The organism is Novosphingobium sp., from assembly GCF_039595395.1.
Classification (GTDB): domain Bacteria; phylum Pseudomonadota; class Alphaproteobacteria; order Sphingomonadales; family Sphingomonadaceae; genus Novosphingobium.
In genome coordinates this window covers 786,538-803,921 of the sequence record NZ_JBCNLP010000006.1, presented here as the reverse complement: position 1 = coordinate 803,921, position 17,384 = coordinate 786,538, and the positions used below count along the sequence as shown (strand labels likewise).

Annotated in this window: 17 protein-coding genes; 11 read left to right on the top strand and 6 right to left on the bottom strand. The window is 62.3% G+C overall.

Going from position 1 to position 17,384, the window contains the following annotated elements; genetic code table 11:
* Nucleotides 1–137: 137 nt before the first annotated feature.
* The 4 genes from ABDW49_RS23550 (at nt 138) to ABDW49_RS23535 (ending at nt 4,660) form a co-directional block, all read left to right on the top strand.
* Nucleotides 138–1,307, top strand: a complete 1,170-nt coding sequence (locus ABDW49_RS23550) for an alpha/beta hydrolase-fold protein (protein WP_343615761.1) — start codon at nt 138–140, stop codon at nt 1,305–1,307.
* Nucleotides 1,308–1,417: 110 nt separating this feature from the next.
* A complete protein-coding gene (locus ABDW49_RS23545) occupies nt 1,418–2,494 on the top strand; it encodes an alpha/beta fold hydrolase (protein ID WP_343615759.1) in 1,077 nt (358 codons plus the stop codon).
* Entirely contained in the window at nt 2,491–4,392 is a 1,902-nt protein-coding gene (locus ABDW49_RS23540; protein WP_343615757.1) for an NPCBM/NEW2 domain-containing protein, read from the top strand. Before ABDW49_RS23545 ends, ABDW49_RS23540 begins: the two co-directional genes overlap by 4 nt.
* A 100-nt stretch (nt 4,393–4,492) precedes the next feature.
* Nucleotides 4,493–4,660, top strand: coding sequence for a hypothetical protein (locus tag ABDW49_RS23535; RefSeq protein WP_343615755.1), 168 nt, complete (start codon nt 4,493–4,495; stop codon nt 4,658–4,660).
* A gap of 649 nt (nt 4,661–5,309) precedes the next feature.
* On the opposite strand, the gene ABDW49_RS23530 is transcribed toward ABDW49_RS23535, so the two are convergent.
* The 3 genes from ABDW49_RS23530 to ABDW49_RS23520 form a co-directional block, all read right to left on the bottom strand.
* Nucleotides 5,310–5,555, bottom strand: a complete 246-nt coding sequence (locus ABDW49_RS23530; protein ID WP_343615754.1) for a hypothetical protein — start codon at nt 5,553–5,555, stop codon at nt 5,310–5,312.
* Nucleotides 5,556–5,688: 133 nt separating this feature from the next.
* Nucleotides 5,689–6,033: a carboxymuconolactone decarboxylase family protein gene (locus ABDW49_RS23525; RefSeq protein ID WP_343615752.1), complete on the bottom strand. Its 345-nt coding sequence runs from the start codon at nt 6,031–6,033 to the stop codon at nt 5,689–5,691.
* Between the two features lie 24 nt (nt 6,034–6,057).
* A complete protein-coding gene (locus tag ABDW49_RS23520) occupies nt 6,058–6,876 on the bottom strand; it encodes an SDR family NAD(P)-dependent oxidoreductase (RefSeq protein ID WP_343615750.1) in 819 nt (272 codons plus the stop codon).
* Nucleotides 6,877–6,972: 96 nt separating this feature from the next.
* Between ABDW49_RS23520 and ABDW49_RS23515 the strand changes: the two genes are divergently transcribed.
* Together ABDW49_RS23515 and ABDW49_RS23510 are read left to right on the top strand one after the other, a co-directional pair.
* The gene (locus ABDW49_RS23515) at nt 6,973–7,872 is read left to right on the top strand and encodes a LysR substrate-binding domain-containing protein (protein ID WP_343615748.1); all 900 of its coding nucleotides are present in this window, start codon (nt 6,973–6,975) and stop codon (nt 7,870–7,872) included.
* Between the two features lie 762 nt (nt 7,873–8,634).
* A complete protein-coding gene (locus ABDW49_RS23510) occupies nt 8,635–9,141 on the top strand; it encodes an MgtC/SapB family protein (RefSeq protein ID WP_343615746.1) in 507 nt (168 codons plus the stop codon).
* Between the two features lie 38 nt (nt 9,142–9,179).
* Here the strand turns inward: ABDW49_RS23510 and ABDW49_RS23505 are convergent, their stop codons facing one another.
* The gene (locus ABDW49_RS23505; RefSeq protein WP_343615744.1) at nt 9,180–10,442 is read right to left on the bottom strand and encodes a divalent metal cation transporter; all 1,263 of its coding nucleotides are present in this window, start codon (nt 10,440–10,442) and stop codon (nt 9,180–9,182) included.
* 234 nt (nt 10,443–10,676) lie between these two features.
* Between ABDW49_RS23505 and ABDW49_RS23500 the strand changes: the two genes are divergently transcribed.
* The 3 genes from ABDW49_RS23500 to ABDW49_RS23490 all read left to right on the top strand — a co-directional run bounded on the left by ABDW49_RS23500 (nt 10,677) and on the right by ABDW49_RS23490 (nt 14,257).
* A complete protein-coding gene (locus ABDW49_RS23500; RefSeq protein WP_343615742.1) occupies nt 10,677–11,921 on the top strand; it encodes a KUP/HAK/KT family potassium transporter in 1,245 nt (414 codons plus the stop codon).
* A complete protein-coding gene (locus tag ABDW49_RS23495; protein WP_343615740.1) occupies nt 11,909–12,565 on the top strand; it encodes a KUP/HAK/KT family potassium transporter in 657 nt (218 codons plus the stop codon). Before ABDW49_RS23500 ends, ABDW49_RS23495 begins: the two co-directional genes overlap by 13 nt.
* A 150-nt stretch (nt 12,566–12,715) precedes the next feature.
* Nucleotides 12,716–14,257, top strand: coding sequence for a hypothetical protein (locus ABDW49_RS23490; RefSeq protein ID WP_343615738.1), 1,542 nt, complete (start codon nt 12,716–12,718; stop codon nt 14,255–14,257).
* Between the two features lie 88 nt (nt 14,258–14,345).
* Here the strand turns inward: ABDW49_RS23490 and ABDW49_RS23485 are convergent, their stop codons facing one another.
* Nucleotides 14,346–15,365: an NADPH:quinone reductase gene (locus tag ABDW49_RS23485; RefSeq protein ID WP_343615736.1), complete on the bottom strand. Its 1,020-nt coding sequence runs from the start codon at nt 15,363–15,365 to the stop codon at nt 14,346–14,348.
* Between the two features lie 121 nt (nt 15,366–15,486).
* Between ABDW49_RS23485 and ABDW49_RS23480 the strand changes: the two genes are divergently transcribed.
* Complete coding sequence (locus ABDW49_RS23480; protein WP_343615734.1) at nt 15,487–15,828, top strand: helix-turn-helix domain-containing protein; 342 nt, start codon at nt 15,487–15,489, stop codon at nt 15,826–15,828.
* A gap of 101 nt (nt 15,829–15,929) precedes the next feature.
* Here the strand turns inward: ABDW49_RS23480 and ABDW49_RS23475 are convergent, their stop codons facing one another.
* On the bottom strand, nt 15,930–16,568 hold the full coding sequence (locus tag ABDW49_RS23475; RefSeq protein ID WP_343615732.1) for a glutathione S-transferase: 639 nt from the start codon (nt 16,566–16,568) through the stop codon (nt 15,930–15,932).
* Nucleotides 16,569–16,676: 108 nt separating this feature from the next.
* Here ABDW49_RS23475 and ABDW49_RS23470 point away from each other — a divergent pair, with 108 nt between their 5' ends.
* A complete protein-coding gene (locus ABDW49_RS23470) occupies nt 16,677–17,240 on the top strand; it encodes a TetR/AcrR family transcriptional regulator (RefSeq protein WP_343615730.1) in 564 nt (187 codons plus the stop codon).
* Nucleotides 17,241–17,384: the final 144 nt, after the last annotated feature.

Here is a 17,384-nt window from a genome sequence, read left to right as displayed (position 1 = left end):
CATCCTTCACGCCTCTCGAAGTTGACATCATCAGCAAATCAACCTTGCATTACTCCAACAAATAGTCGTACTGGTAGCGCAATCATATAAGGCCGCGGTCAGCATGAACTGACGGTCAAACCGAGGAGAGTGTGCCCATGAAAATCGCACTTGCCGTTCTTCTGGCGGCTGCAGTGGCAAACGTCCCTGCCACCGCGCAAACCGCACCAGCCATCGCCGAGGATTTCAAGCCATCGCCCCTCAACCAGCCGGGGCAGCAATATCCTCAGGTGAACTCGCAAGGCTATGTGCGCTTTCGCATTGCCGCCCCCGATGCCAAGGCAGTCAAGGTGAGCCTGGGTCTGGGCGGGCGCGGCGGCACCACGCTCAACAAGGCGGCTGACGGGGCCTGGACCGGCACGTCGGAAGGCCCGCTCGATGAGGGTTTTCACTATTACCATCTGACGATCGACGGCGGCACCTTCAACGATCCGGGCACGCTGAATTTTTATGGCTCGACGCGCTGGGAAAGCGGCATCGAAATCCCGGCCCATGATGCCGAATTCTATGCGCTCAAGAACGTGCCTCACGGTCAGGTGTCGCAGATCCTGTTCCCCTCGCCCAGCACGGGGACCCAGCGCCGGGCCTATGTCTACACGCCGCCCGCCTATGGCGACCATGCGCAGGAGCGCTATCCGGTGCTCTATCTCCAGCACGGCTGGGGCGAGGATGAAACGGCCTGGGCCAATCAGGGCCATGCCAATCTGATCATGGACAATCTGATCGCAGCGGGCAAAGCGCGGCCTTTCATCATCGTGATGACCTATGGCATGACCAACGATGTGCGCCCCGGCAGCCCCGGCGGGCTCTCCAGCTTCGACATCAAACCCTTCCAGACCGTGCTGCTCGACGAGCTGATCCCCTATGTCGACAGCCATTTCCGCACGCTGAAGGATCAACCGCACCGGGCGATGGCGGGCCTGTCCATGGGCGGGTTCGAGACCAAGCTGATCGCCCCAAAAAACCTCGACACATTCGCCTATATCGGTCTGTTGAGCGGCGGCACGGTCTCGCTTGACGATGTGAAGTCGTTTCCCGGTTACCGTGAAAAGGTCAAGCTTACCTTCGTGAGTTACGGCAGCCGCGAGCTTGACCCCGGTCGCGCCACGCCGCCGGGCATGCCCAGAGCCGACCCGCGCGCCAATGCGCAGCAGATCAAGAGCGCGGGCGTGCCCAGCGTGTTCTATGTGTCGCCCGATACCGGCCATGAATTCATGACCTGGCGGCGCAGCCTGAAGGAAATGGCTCCCCTGCTCTTCAGGGACTAGCTGATAACCGTCGATGCCTGTCATTCGGTAAGGGCCGGGAAAGCCCGCCGGTGCCGGTTGTCTCAACGAAAGTCTGTCGCCGTCGGCCCCGGATCGGAGCGGGAGAGGATATGATGAAGCCACGTTACCCGGCCCATGCTCTTGGGGCGTTGCTGCTCATGAGCATGGCCATGCCCGTAGGCGCGCAGGTTGCCACGCAGGCGCCTGCCCCCGTAGCGAATGCGGCGCCGACCCGCGTCGAGCACATCATCGTTCACGGCAAGGCGCTCGAAGGCGCGCTGGAGGGCGACTCCGCCGATCGCGAGGTCATCGTCGTGCTGCCGCCCGGCTATGACCGGTCCAGGAGCCGCCGCTATCCGGTGGTCTATGCCCTGCACGGCTATTCCATCGGCGCTGCGCAGTGGACCAACGAAATTCATGTACCCCAAGTGATCGAAACCGCCTTTGCCAAGGGCGCGCGCGACATGATCTTCGTCTTCCCGGACAGCAAGACGGCCCACAATGGCTCGATGTATGCTGGCTCGCCGACCACCGGCGATTATGAAACCTTCATCGCCCATGATCTGGTGGCCTGGGTCGATGCGCATTACCGCACCCTGCCCGACCGGCGCAGCCGTGGCCTCATCGGCCATTCCATGGGGGGCTATGGCGCCAGCCGCATCGGCATGAAGCACCCGGATGTCTTTGGTGCGCTCTATCTGATGAGCCCCTGCTGCCTCTCGGCCCGCACCAGCGCCGGGCTCACCCCGGAGGCGCTGGCCGCCTATGCCGCCATGACCTCACCCGCCGATTCCGCCAGGCTCGACTGGGGGCAGCGCACCACTTTGGCCGCCGCCGCCGCATGGTCGCCCAACCCCAAAAACCCGCCGCTCTATCTGGACCTGCCCGTGAAGGACGGCCAGCCCCAAAGCGACGTGCTGGCCAAATGGGCCGCCAATGCGCCCCTGTCCTTTGTCGACCAGTATATCGGCAATCTACGCCGCTATGCCGCGATTTCGATCGATGTCGGCGATCAGGACGGGCTGAAGGTGGATGCCGGCAAGCTGCATGACGTGCTCGACAGCTATCAGGTTCCCAACCATTTCGAGATCTACCCCGGCACGCATACCAGCCGCGTGGCCTTCCGCTTTCAGGATCAGGTCGTGCCCTTCTTCAGCCAGCATCTGATCTTCGAGGCCCGCAAATGAACAAACGCATCGCCACCCTCGCGGCCCTGGCCTCGGCCTTTCTCGCGCAGACCGCGCTGGCCGGGAGTGATCCTCTGGCCGCGACAGGGCAGTGGAGCGTCAATGCAAGGGGCAGCGCACCCCTGCCGCCGATGGGGTGGAACAGTTGGAACGCCTTCAACAGCGATGTGAACGAGGAAAAGGTCATGGCCTCGGCGCAGGCGCTGGTGGACAGCGGGCTGGCGGCCAAGGGGTATCGCTATGTCGATATCGACGATGGCTGGTGGCTGCAGCGGCGCATGCCCGATGGGCGGCTGCTGATCCGTACCGCCAATTTCCCCTCGGCCCTGACGCCCGATGGCGGCACCAGCTTCCGCCCCCTGACCGACCGGCTGCACGCCATGGGGCTGAAGGCGGGTATTTACTCCGACATTGGCCGCAACAGTTGCGGACAGGCCTTCACCTCGACCTTCGCCAACCAGCCGCAGGGCAGCGTGACCGAACGCGAGGTGGGTCTTTATGGCCATGCCGGGCAGGATATCGCCCTGTTGATGGGCGACTGGAACTTCGATCTCATCAAGGTCGACGGCTGCGGCATTCGCGCGATGGGGCCGGACAATCCGACGGTCAAATCGGGCCAGTACCGCGCATTGCAGCCGCTGGTCGATTATGACACGCTGCCGCGCACCGACATCCCCGCCTCGCGCGCGCTCTATGAGGAGGTGGCGCAGGCGCTCGCCAAGACAAGGCCCGACAACAGCTATGTCTTCTCGATCTGCCTGTGGGGCGCGGCGGATGTGCGCAGTTGGGCCAAGCAGGTCGGCAACATGTCGCGCACCAGCGAGGATATCTCGCCCAATTGGGAGCGCATGCTGCATAATTTCGATTCCTCCGTGCGGCGGGAGCTTTATGCCCACCCCGGCTCGTGGAACGATCCCGACATGCTCTATGTGGGCACCGGCGCCTTCGACATGGGCCATCCGGTCGAGGCACGCTCGCATATGGCGCTGTGGGCGATGCTGAATGCGCCGCTGATCATCGGCTATGATCTGCGCAAAATGACCCCGGCGCTGCTCGATGTTCTGGGCAATCCGCGCCTGATCGCGCTCAACCAGGATGCGGCGGGCAATCAGGCCGTGCTGGCCTATGACAGCGATACGGTGCAGATTCTGGTCAAGACGCTGGGTGATGGCAAGGAAAAGGCGGTAGCCATCTTCAACCGCACGAATGCCCCGGTCGATGCGGTGCTGACCGCCGCGCAGCTCAAGATGCTGGGCGATGCCGACATCACGCTGACCGATCTGTGGAGCGGCATCACCACCCATCTCAAGGGCGAGCAGAAGCTGCAGTTGGCGCCGCATGAAACGCTGATCTATCGCGCCAGCGGCGCGCGGGCGCATCCGGAAGGCCTGTATCTGTCCGAGCAGCCCGCCCGCGTCAATCCGGCGGTGGACGGTGTGGTGGAGCCCGAGGCGGACCCGCTGATCCATCGCGGCACGATTCCATGGTCCAGCACGCGCGGCGGCGGCCAGCATCCGCAATATGCCGGCTGGGGCGGCGCGCGAGCCGATGCCACGCCCTATGGCCAGGCGCTGAAGGTGGGCGGCAAACCCTTCGCCACGGGCCTGGGTGTGCTGGCCAATTCGCGGATCGAGGTGCGCAATGGCGGCTTTCGCCATTTCTCGGCGCTGGTGGGGATGGACGATTCCGCCCGCACGCGCGACACGCCCTTGACCTTCGCGATCTATGGCGACGGGCGTCTGCTGGCGCGCAGCAAGCCCCTGCCCTTCGGCGCGGCGCCCTTTCGGTTGGAGGCCAACATCAGCGGCATGAAGATTGTCGAACTGGTGGTCATTGGCCGGAAGGGGGAGCGTTACCCTGCCGTCGCAACATGGGGCGAGGCCGTGATGGACAAATGAGACATTCGTTCGTCCGAAGAAAAAAGCTCTGCCCTTCGCATGTTCATAGCAGGATTCTTACGAGCGCGAAGCGCTGCTCATCCTTGGCAAGGCAGCATTCTTGACCACACCGGGTCCTGCAGAGCAGGATCGCCAAGCACGGAAATTTCCAGTTCGGCAGAAAGCAGAGCAAAAAGCAGCTAAGGCGTCTTATCAGCGCATCAAACACTACACCATGCATCAATTTTTAGAGCCTAAGTATGGAAACAGGGATGAGCTTCTTCCCTGAAAAATTCGGGGTACATCCGCGTGAAGCTTACCATCCTTCGCCTCCATAAACGCATGGCAGCTATGCTGAACTCCCTATTGTTAGCTGCCTTTCCGGAGACCACGACCCGCCGGTCAACCCTATACCGCCCAGCTAGGTGGTGCCCCCTGCCCTCTCCCGCCAACATAGCTGACATTCAGCCCGCCTGACCGCTCCGTCGAAACCGGTCGTAGGTTCAGTCTGTCAAAATTGGCAACGAACGGCCAGTTTCAGGGCATGGCGCAGACACGCTGGTGGTCAGAAATGTTAGGGGCAGCCGACATTAACAGATGTATGGAAAGCCTACATTTGGTGGTAAGGAGATAGTCAGCTTTTCCGCGAGAACCTGAACCACCGCTCGGCTGCGCCACCTACTAGAGAGCCCAAAAGTATCCCAATTACGCTGGCGGCGATCTTCCTCAGGTCAGGATGCGCAGGCGTCACATGGCTTATTAGGCCATTGAGCAAAAGCGCAATGCTGAAGCCGACCACGAATACAACTATGGTTTTCATGCCGCCATTCTATCGCAGACTGGCATGGCGACAATGGGGCGTTTGCAGCCACGCGTCCAACGGCAGGTTTGTTGTCGTGCCCGGTAAGGCCGCATTTTCCGCTGTGTTGGGGAAACGGTCACTGCCCCCAGCCGCCCGCAAGCTGGGCTAATCCGCCCACAGCAAATCCAAAAATCGCCGCACCAATAAAGATGGCATAGCCCTTACGCGCCTTCCGCTTGTATCCTTTGCGATCATCAGACACTTGGAAACGATTGACCCACATCGGCAAAAAGAAGCGGGTGCCATAGAACCACGCCCCGCCTGCCACGAACCACGCGACGATGAATAGGATAAGCATGGCGTGCGCAAATATGGTCATCATCGGATTATCACCCGGGCCGTGAATGTCTGCAAGGTTGTCGGCTCCGGAACGGCTGATTTTTCCATATCCAGGCCGATAGCAGCCGCCAGCATGCTGGCCAGCGGCTCGGTGACCCGTGATAGCATGACCCTGCTCAAGCATGCAGGGAGTCGAGGGCATCCATGGTGCGCGTCGAATAGACCAGCGCGGCGCCTGCGTTGACGGCGATGGCCACGCCCAGCGCCTCGGCGATCTCCTCGCGGGTGGCGCCCGCCTTGTCGGCGGCTGCCGTGTGGACGGTGATGCATCCATCGCAGCGCAGGCTTATCGCCACGGCCAGCGCGATCAGCTCGCGGGTTTTGGCATCGAGCTGGCCTGTGTGGGCGCCCGCCTGGCTAAGCTGGGCATAGCCCTTGACGGTATCGGGACTGAGCTTGGCCAAGCCGCCGACACCGGCGAGAACTTGCGAACGATAGGCATTCCAGTCGATCATGGACATGATGTTACTCCTTGCTTGGTGGTTTCAGTTGTCGAAGGCGGTGGCGATGGCCGTATCGCGCCATGCGGCGATGTCGGCCTGAACCTGGGCAATCTTGCTTTCCATGCGGGCGATGCAATCGGCGCCCAGCGGCAGACGCAGCGGGGGTTCAGGCGCCTCGACGGCGGCGATGATCGCCCGCACGCCCTTGGCCGGATCGCCCGCCTGCAACCCGTTGCGGGCCGAGACATTGCTGCGCGTCACGCCTGCGCTCTGGGCATAGGCGTCGATGGTGGCGACGGCCTGAACGGCGCTGTCGGCGGAGAGGAATTCGGTGCGGAAATAGCCCGGCTCCACAATGGTGACGCCGATGCCGAAGGGCGCCAGTTCGAGCGCCAAAGCCTCGGACAGGCCCTCGACCGCGAATTTGGCCGCATTGTAGAGCCCGAAACCGACCGAGCCGGCAAAGCCCCCCACCGAGGAGAAGTTGACGATATGCCCCCTGCCCTGCGCCCGCATCGCGGGCAGCGCCGCGCGGATGACATTGTGCGTGCCGATCAGATTGGTGCCGATCACCGCCTCGGCCTCGGCGGCGGAGACTTCCTCGACCGCACCGACCAGCCCGTAGCCCGCATTGTTGACCAGCACGTCGATGCCGCCAGTGGTGGCCACCGCTTCGGCCAGCACGGCGTCGGCCTGATCGGCGTCGCGCACATCCAGCCTGAAGACCGTCAGCCGGTCATGTAGCATGGGCGCGCGGCCATCGCGCGTGGTGCCGACCACCGTGTGGCCGCGGGCCAGCAATTCCTCGGCCATGATACGGCCAAAGCCGCGCGAAATGCCTGTGATGAACCAGTTTGCCATGATCCTATCCTCTGTGTTGCTTACTGAGGTCATGATTACGGCACGGCGGCGAAGCGATCCAATTGACCCTTCTACGCCCTGTGATAAGCTGAACTAATGAACGCGCTGGACATCCGCCATTTGCGCTACTTCGCCGCCGTGGCGGGTGAACGCCATTTCGGCCGCGCGGCGGTGAAGCTGGCCATCACCCAACCCGCGCTCAGCCAGCAGATCGCCGCGCTGGAGGCCATTCTGGGCGTGCAACTGCTGATCCGTGATCGGCGCAGCGTGACCATCACCCCGGCGGGCGAGGCTTTCCTGGCGGGCGCGCAGGATCTGCTCGCCCGCGTCGATGCTCTGGTGGAAACCACCCGCCGCTCCGCCCGGCAAGGGGACGCGCAGATCACCATCGCCATGGTCGAGGCGACCAATTTGCCCTTCCTGCTGCCCGCGCTGGCCGATCTGCGAAAGCTCTATCCGGCGATCAAGGTGCTGCGGCGCGAAATGGTCTCGCCCCAGCAGGTGCGAGCGCTGCTGGCGGGCGAGATCGACATCGGCATGGGCGTGCTTCTGGGCCATGAAGACGCGACCAGCGGCATTGCCGCGCGCACCCTGCTGGAAGGAAGCTGGCTGGTTGCAGTGCCGCTCGGCCACCCGCTGGCCGGGGCGGAGCGGCTGACCCCGCGCGATCTGGCACGCGAACCGCTGATGATGTTTGCGCGCAGCATGAACCCACCGCTCTATGACCAGGTAATCGACAGCTTCCGCCGTCATGGTGTCGAGCCGAGCTTCGTGTACGAAACCAGTCAGCCGCAACTGGGCCTGACCATGGCCGAAGAAGGGGCGGGGCTGATGATCGGCGCGGATTATGTCTTCGGCGCCAGGCGGCAGAACTGCGCCTATGTGCCGCTGGAAGGGCTGCCCACGCTGTCGGTGCATGTCTTCTGGCGCAAAAGTGAAACGTCCGGCCTGATCCATGATCTGATCGAATGCTTGATCGAGCAGGCCGCCCGATAGCCGGGGATGTCGGCGGCGTATCGAACGGGCTCAGCGCGCCAAAAGAAGGTCGGGCATCAGGCGGGCCAGCCGGGAAGCAGCATGATGCCGAAATCAGGCGCGGCCCCGCCACATCGCCGGGCTGCTTCTGCTTACCTGCGACTTTCAGGAAGTCGTCAAAGCTGCCCTGCGTGCACAGCGGGAGGTAGCAATTGGGGTTGCCGCTGGGGTTGGACAACTGGTGCGCCATGCTGCGCTTGAGCTAGATCGCCTCGCCAGCCCTGATCGTCATGATCCCCTCGGCGGTTTCAGCCTGAAGTTCCCCTTCGATCATATAGAATGGTTTCATCGTCACCATCCTGGACATGGATCGGGGTCCTCGAGGGTCCCTCGCTCCGGTTTGCGAACAGACAAAAAACGGCCGTCCGTTTCCGCCCCCGCTACAAGGCAGGTCATGACCGCGGCGGCCAGAATATACTCGGAGAATGTCTGAGCTAAATCACTCATCCTCAGGTCCTTTTCAGAATTTTGCATTGCCTTGCGGGTCGCCGAAGAGAAAGGGGCCGGCTGGACAAAAGATGGCCTTGCCAATTCCGAACCAACGCTCCAATCGAGGGCAGCTGATCGCCTCGACTCGCTAACAAAGCCGACCTTCACGGGCTTCGGCCGCCTGCTCAATAGCCGCCCTCCGTTCATCTCACCTAAGAAGGCCGTTGGCGAAATCGGCGCGGTTCATTCGTTGACCTGGCGCAGCTGCTAGGCGGCAATGTCGAAGCGATCCGGGTGATTTCCTACACTATCTCGGGTATCGGCTTTCTGGGTGCGGGCGTCATCATGAAGGAAGGCATGAATGTGCGCGGCCTCAACACGGTAGCGACCCTGTGGTGTTCTGCCGCCGTGGGCTCCTGCGCGGGCACGGATATGGCGGCGGAAGCAGCGACGCTGACCGTCTTCATCGTGGCGGGCAACACACAGCTCCGCCCGCTTGTCAATGCGATCAACCGGATCCCCTTAGATGGCGGTGCACTAGAGGCGACCTATTCGGTCACCACCATCACCGAACCCGCAAATGCCTCGGAGCTGCGCGACCTGCTGATCGATCATTTGGAACTGATGCGTTACCCTGTCGCCGACACGGCCATCATCAAACGGTCTGAAACCCTCGTGGAGATCACGGCAACGCTAGTGAACACCGATGCCGCCGACGCAGATCTCAACACGGTGGTGTCCCATCTTGCCAAGGCGCATGATGTCCAACACGCCACCTGGGAGGTGCATACCCAGGATTGAAGCCCGCCTCAGCCCTATCCCGTCCCAAGGACCTTGCCTCAAACTACAAACATAGCGAGGGCAGCAATGCCCATGATTGCCGTAGCCGCCCAGCCCAAGATGGTAACCGCCATGGGAGCCTTGAACCGCCCCATGCGGCTGTGCTTGCGCACCACGATCATCATGGCGATCATGATGGGTACAGCGACCACGCCATTGATCACCGCGCTCCAGAACAGCGCCTTGATCGGATCGAGCGGCGACCAGTCGATGGCAATGCCAAGCAGGGTGGCCAAGCCGATCACTGTATAGAAGCCGACGGCTTCCCATGGCTTGTAATCGAGCCCGGCCTTCCATCCCCGACTGTCCCCGATGGCGTAAGCCGCCGAGCCCGCCAGCACCGGAATGGCCAGTAGACCTGTCCCGATGATGCCCAGCGAGAACAAAAGGAAGGCAAACTGCCCCGCGACAGGTTCGAGCGCCTGCGCGGCCTGCGCCGCCGACTGGATGTTGGTCACCCCATGCGTGTGGAGTGTCGCTGCGGCAGATATAATGATGGCGATGGCCACTGCGCTGGAAATGCCCATGCCAGTGAGCGTGTCGAACCAGATGCGCCTAAACTGGCGGCGGGCCTGAGACGGATCATTAAGCAGAGGCTCGGCCGCCGGATCACAATTGACCTCCTCGACCTCCTGAGCGGTCTGCCAGAAGAAAAGGTAAGGGCTGATCGTCGTACCGAAAATGGCGACGACTAGGGTGATCGCTCCAGCATTCTCAATCCGGGGCAACACCAGCCCCAAAGCTACAGCGCGAGCATCGAGATGAACGAACAACAGCACTGCAAAATAGGCAAAAAGAACCAGTGTCAGCCATTTCAGGACAGAGGCATATCGCCGATACGGAATGAACATCTGTAGCACCAGCGAGAGCAGGGCAAAGCCGAGCGTCAGCAGATGCGCGCTGCGGCCTGTGATCATCTGCGCCGCTGCCCCCATGGCGGACAGATCCGCTCCGATGTTGATGGTATTGGCGACGAACAACAAGGCGACAAGGGCAACGACAATGGGGGCAGGAAAGAGCTTCTCCATGTTCGCCGCCAGACCCACACCTGTTACGCGCCCGATATATGCACTGACCAACTGCACCGCGCACATCAAGGGATAGGTAAGCAGCATCGCCCAGAGCAGCCCATAGCCGGCCTGCGCTCCGGCTTGCGAATAAGTGGCAATGCCGCTGGGATCATCGTCCGCCGCGCCCGTGATCAGGCCTGGGCCGAGTTGTTCGGCCAGCGCAACGGAACGCGCACGAAATCCCATTTTCATGATATTTCCCCGGCAAATCCCTCTTGCAGGAAAGAGGTTTCGTCCTCCCCTTGTTCCAAATATATAAAATTCATAAAATTCAATGTGGAACGGTGCGCTTCAGACAGTCCCGGCAGATTCCCTGTGTATCTTTGCTATTTTTCATAAGGATAACAGACATGGGTATGAAGCAAATGGGCGTCAGGATCGTTCAGTAGAGAGGCCGATAAGTACCGGCGCTTCCAAGAGGCCGTCATGAGCAACCTGACCTCAAGCTCCGATCATCGCAGCCCACAAGGCCGCCTGCTGCCCATGGTGATCGGCGCCACCGGCGTGGTGTTCGGCGATATCGGCACCAGCCCGTTGTACACCCTGAAAACCGTGCTGTTTCTCTCCGGCGATGCGCCGTCGGCGCCGGTGATCCTTGGCCTGCTGTCGCTGATTTTCTGGACGCTGGTGATCGTCACCTCGCTCAAATACGCCATGTTCGCCATGCGCATCGGCAACCGCGGCGAGGGCGGCATCATGGCGCTGATGTCGCTGCTGGTCAGCAGGCGGAAATCCCGGCCGCTGGTGCTGTTCGCCGGCCTGTTCGGCGCGGCGTTGATCTACGGCGACGGCGCCATCACGCCGGCCATCTCGGTGCTCTCCGCCCTCGAGGGGCTGAATATCGTGCTGCCGGCGTCGCAGCCCTACATTCTGCCGGCGGCGGTGGTGATTTTGCTCAGCCTGTTCGCCATTCAGCCGCTGGGCACCGCACGTATCGGCCGCGTGTTCGGGCCGATCATGGCGTTGTGGTTCCTGTCGATCGCCGCGCTGGGCGTGTGGGGCATCATCCAGCACCCGGCGGTGCTGCTGGCGCTGAACCCGATGTACGGCATTCATTTCCTGTTCTCGAATGGGCTGACCAGCTTCCTGGTGCTGGGCGGCGTGTTTCTGTGTGTCACCGGCGCCGAAGCGCTGTACGCCGACATGGGGCACTTCGGCAAACGGCCGATTTGGCTGGCCTGGTTCGGCATCGTTTTTCCCAGCCTGTTGCTCAACTACGCCGGCCAGGCCGCGCTGATTTTGGCCGGCGCCGACGTCACGCAGAACATCTTCTTCCGCCTGTGCCCGCCGGCGCTGCTGATCCCGCTGGTGATCCTGGCCACGCTGGCGACGATCATCGCCAGCCAGGCGATCATCAGCGGCGCGTTTTCGATGACCCGCCAGGCAATCCAGCTGGGGTGGCTGCCGCGGCTGCGGGTTAAACAAACCACCGAGGAAAGCTACGGGCAGATCTACATCGGCGCCATCAACTGGCTGCTGATGGTGGTGACGCTGTTCCTGACGGTGTTCTTCAAATCCTCGGACAATCTGGCCGCCGCCTACGGCATCGCCGTCTCGTTGACCATGATCATGACCACCGGCTTGCTGTTCGTGGCGATGCGCGAGGTGTGGCGCTGGGGTTACGCGCGGGCAGCCTGTTGGTGGCGGGGTGTTTCTTCGTGGTCGATCTGAGCTTCCTGACGGCCAACCTGAGCAAGGTGTTGCAGGGCGGTTACATCCCGCTGCTGCTGGCCGCTCTGGTCTATCCCGTGATGCGGCTCTGGCATCGCGGGATCGGCGCCATGCGCGAGGCGGTGAACCACAGCGCGAAGCCGCTGGCGGAACTGGACGCCATGCTGGCAAAGCCGGGCATCACCCGCGTGCCCGGCACGGCGGTGTTTCTCACCCATACCACGCAGGATATTCCGCCCGTCCTGCTCTGGCACGTCCGCCAGAACCGGGCGCTGCGCGAGCATGTGATCATCCTGCGCGTCGAGATCGCGCAGGTGCCCTGGGTCAGCCGGGAGGATGGCATGACCATCGAGCGCCTCGCCCCCGCCATGTGGCGCATCTCCGCGCTCTATGGCTTTATGGAGAGCCCCGATGTACCCGACACCATCGCCCGTTGCCCGGAAGAGATCAGGCCCGCCGACCCGGGCGATGTGACCTATTACATCGAGCATGGCTCCCCCGTCCCGCGCGAGGACAAGCCGCGGCTGGCGGCATGGCGGCGGCGGCCCTTTACCTTCATGGCCCGCAACAGCGACCGGATCAGCCGCCACCTGAACCTGCCGCCCGAGCAGACGGTGGAGATCGAACGCGCCGTGGCGATTTGAATGCCTTGTCGAGAAGGATCATCCTGGGCCTCACGCCGTTACGCATCTGCCACGCACCTGTCTCCAGTGTAAACGGTCGCTTCCGCGTCCATTCACAGCCCTGGGCGCTTGATGCGTCTTATCGATGCCGATCCTGCGGAGCAGAGTGCCATGTCCTTACGTCATCATCGCCTTGCCCCCAGCCCCACGCTCACCGGAGCGCTGTCTCTCGCGCTGGTTCTGGCCGGTTGCCAGAAGGCGCCGGACAACACGGCCAGCGCCGACAGCGCAAGCGTCATGGCTGCCCCCGCTCTGCCCGCCACCCTGCCCATGACCAACGCCCCGGCGCAGCAGGCGACCCTCGCCCCCGCGGCCACCGCGCTGCCCCGCGCGCAGCCCCTCCGCTCGGTGCGCGTTGCCGACCCGCGATCGGCCTATGCCTATGCCGATCAGGCCAGCTACGTCTCGCAATCGCTGGGCGATGCGCCGCCCGATTACAGCTTCAACTACGACAATGTGAGCCCTTGGGCATGGCAAGGCTATGACGGCTCACGCACCTTCGTGGAGCCGGTCGCGGGCGGCTATCGCACCTATTACTATCGCGCCGGGGCCGAACAGCCCTATTTCGTCCGCGATCCCGACTATGGCTATGGTTATGATGGCGACCAGCTTGCGGCGATCTACGGGCCGGACGGGGCGCTGATCCCCTATGACAACTACGGCCCACAGGAGGCCTATGCGGCGGCCTATCTCTGGCGCGCACGACGCATGTACGAAGCCTCGCGCGAGAGGCAGGCCATTTCAGCCGCTGACTGGGCAGCGCGGCAAAATTCGATCATCGCGGCCCGCGAACGATGGGCTGCCAACCGCGACCGACAAGCGGACTGGGCTGCCTATCACGCGCAGGAAGCGGCGCAGGAAAGCCGCTATTGGGCCCAGGAAGCCCAGCGCCGCGTGGAAGACCAGCAGCGCTTCGATCAGTGGCATGAGCAGGATTTCCGCACTCCGCCACCCCCGCGCGCAATCCCGCCCAGCTGGCATCAGGCAAGCTGGGCGCAGGACAGCGCGCGCTATGCCCCCGTTGCGGCAGCGGTGGTGGCAGGGGGTGCGGCGGCCGTGCTGCTGGCACGCCATCATCAGGATGCGGCCCCACAGCACCCGCCTATGCCGCCACAACCCGTGGCCCAACCCGCGCGCCCTGCCCCCGCGCCACCCGCAGTTCGGCCCGACCGGCGGATGCAGCCCGGCCCCGCAGCCCACGCCCCTTGGCAGGAGCACGTAAACCGCCCCCCTGCTCCCCACGCGCAAGCCCCGGCCACGCACCACGGCCCCGTTCCGCCGCATCCGCCGATGGCCATGGCGCCCCAGCGCCCCAACAGTCCGCCGCCTGCAGCGCGCATTTCGGGCGCTGAGGTGCATCAAGCATCGCATGCCCTCTCTCCCATGAGGCCGCCCGAACCGAGCGTGGCCGTCCACAGAGGCAATCAAGGCACCCCGCAAGAGCATCCTGTCGCGCCGCGCGTACCGATCCATGGTGGGGCACCTTCCGCGCCCATGACACATCCTGCCCGTCTACCTGAGACTCGGCCGGCACCCGTCATGCTGCCGCGGCCCGCGCCAGCGCCACAGCACCATGAGGGCAGCGGGCAGCAGGGCGACACTCACCCGGAAGGTGGGCATGCCGGGGGTGGGGAACACCATGGCCACCACTGATTGACGGAACCCTGGTACGGAACCGCTGACAAAACCGACATCCAGACTGTGAGGCCAGGCGTCTAAAAGCTGCTACTGGTTTATATCCTCAGCAAGCGATTGAGCCCTTTTCGCCCTCTGCCACCCGGACAAGCACCTTCCCGGTCACGCCCCCCTGTTCAAGAGCAAGATGCGCCTCGGCCGTGCGCTGCAGCGGCACGATCAGACCGATCCTGGGCCTGTAGAGGCCAGCCTTGAGGCAGGCCGTTATATCCTCGATCGCGACCAGCTTGACCGGCATCGGCACGGTGTAGATATAGACGAAGCGGAAGACCGCCCCAGCAATCATCGCCTGCAACAGGGGAATGGCGCCCTCATCCCCTGCATTGCGCATTGCATAGGCACTGATGACCCCACCCTTCGTCAGACAGGCAAGGTCCAGCGTCACATTCGCAACGAGATCGACATCAACGATGCGATCAACTCCCACACCTGCTGTCGCTTCCATGATCCTGGCGGCCACATCATCCTCATGCAGGTTGAGCACCAGATCGGCCCCCGCCTCACGAGCGATGGCCCCCTGCGCGGCATCAAGAACCGTGGCTGCAACCCATGCTCCCGCCCATTTGGCGAGATGGATCGCAGCAGACCCCACCACGCCAGCACCACCATGAACCAGAACAGAGCGCCCCTTCAGATCTCCATCAGCAAAGAGACAACGATGAGCGGTTAACGCCGGAATGCCGAGGGAAGCGCCAATCTCGTAAGATGTGCTGGCCGGCAGGAGCACGGCGTTGTCCGAGGGCACGGCAACGAATTCGGCTGCGGTTCCCGCTGCCCTGCCGGACTGCGCCTCGAAGACCCAGACACGCTCGCCAATCCTTGTCGGCGAAACGCCCCCGCCAACTGCCTCGATCACGCCGGCGCCATCCTGATGCGGGATGACAAGGTCATAGGCCATCGTTGAAGAAAAGCCGGTCCGCGCCTTCACATCGGTCGGGTTGATAGCCGAGACATGGATACGGACCAGCACCTCTCCCTCCTGCGGCGCGGGGCATGGAAGGTCACCGAAGGTCAAAACATCGGCCGCCGGTCCCTGGCGGTCGTAACTGATAGCACGCATGAACATTGTCCTGCCTTTCGCAGCCACCTCTGAGCCGGAGGCGCGAGGCAGCAGATCCGCTCACGCAGGTGTTTTTGCAAGAAGGCAACATATTTACACCTAGGGATACAAAGTATACCATTGAAGGATGACATCAGCTTCCAAGCCATTCCGCTGCGCCGTCGAGATCACCATCGATGTGGCAGGCGGAAAATGGAAGCCTCTGATTCTTCATTATCTTCTGGATGGTACAAAGCGGTTTGGCGAGTTGCGCCGCCTGATCGGCGGGGTGACTCAACGCTCACTCACGCTTCAGCTTCGACAGTTGGAGGAGCATGGCGTGATCCACCGCGAAGTGTTTGCCGAGGTCCCGCCGCGGGTAGAATACTCCCTAACCGAGCGCGGCACCACGCTCGCGCCGATTCTCGAAGCGATGAAACAGTGGGGCGAGACTTACGCGAAAGAGCAGGAGCCCATCTGTCCAGATTAACGGCCAGCCATCGCCGAAAGAGACACCCAAATTATCTTTCGGCTCCGTCAAAAACCGGCGCCAAATCATCTCTGCTCCCCATGATCGACGCCGTAGAACGTTCAGTCAGACATCGTGATCCAATTCTGGACGCTGGGGCGCTGTTGCACCTTTTCGTGCCATGCCCGCAGCGCGTGGCAGTGATCCGGAACCGCGACATCAACGAGAGACGCAAAAATGAGCCCGCCAATCACGGTGATGTCCGCCATCGAGAACGCATCGCCAGCGACGTAAGGTTGATGTTCGAGCACGCTGTTGAAGTAGCTCATGCCCCGAAGGCCTTTGTCACGCTGACGCAGACCCCATTCGGCATTCTGGTAGAGTTCCACCTGTGGGCCAAGACCTGGCGTCGCGTGATGAAAATAAACACTGATCGGATCGAGCAATTCCAGTTCGGCGCGCTTGTTCATCATATGGATGACCCCCTGTTCGAGAGGCGTCTGTCCCGTGAGCCATGGCTTGCCGTCCAGCCTGTCGAGATATTGCGTGATGGCCGTGCATTCCGCCAGAAAGATGCCGTTGGGCAACTCAAGGACCGGCAATGTGCCGGAGTAGTTTTTGGCGAGGAATTCGGGCGTTTTGTGCTCGCCTTTCCAAAGGTCAACCGACTGAAATTCCACCTGAGGCCGTAAGCCCTTTTCCCCAAGCGCGATGCGAATCCGGGCCGGATAGGGACCCGTATGCCAGTCATATATTTTCATGAGCTTGCCTTTCACGAATCTACCGAACGTTCGGTAGGCATATCAGCTAAGGCTTCCATTTTTCCGCGTCAACGCCTAACTAACAGATGGTAGACAAGCAGGAAGACGATGAGCACAACTTCAAGAGAAGCCATTTTGGCTGCAGCCACGACCATCGCGCAGGCCCATGGCTATGGCGGCCTCAACTTCCGCGATCTGGCGGCCATGGTCGGGATCAAGCCGCCCAGCATCTATCATCACTTCCCCAGTAAGGCCGACATTGGGGTAGCGGTTGCAAAACGTTATCGTGAGGATTCCCTGGCAAATCTGGAAGCCCTTTCAGAGCGAAGCGCCGATCCTCGCGATGCCCTGCGCCACTATCCGGCCAGCTTCCGCAAAGCGCTGGAAAACGGCAATCGCCTTTGCCTTTGCAGCTTCATGGCCGCTGAATACGACGATCTCCCAGACCCCATTAAACTGGAGATTCAGGCCTTCGCTGATGTCCATACCGCCTGGCTGGCCAAATCACTTGTTGCTGCAGGGCTGGTCGACCGACACACTTGCGAACAGCGGGCCCAGGCCATTTTCGCGGCCATTGGTGGAGCACAATTGATGGCGCGGAGCCGATCAGACATTGCCCTCTATGACGGGTTGATCGATGCTTACCGCTTGTCTGGATTGCTGCCTCAATAGGGCAGCCGTTGCGCGGCAAACACGGCCATCGAACTCGGACGAAACCGCCGACAGAGCGGTCATATAAATCTCCGGACAGGATCGTCGAAAGCGCTCCCTCATTCCGCACTCAAGGGACGACCGCTCCGGCAAAACCGGCGCGGT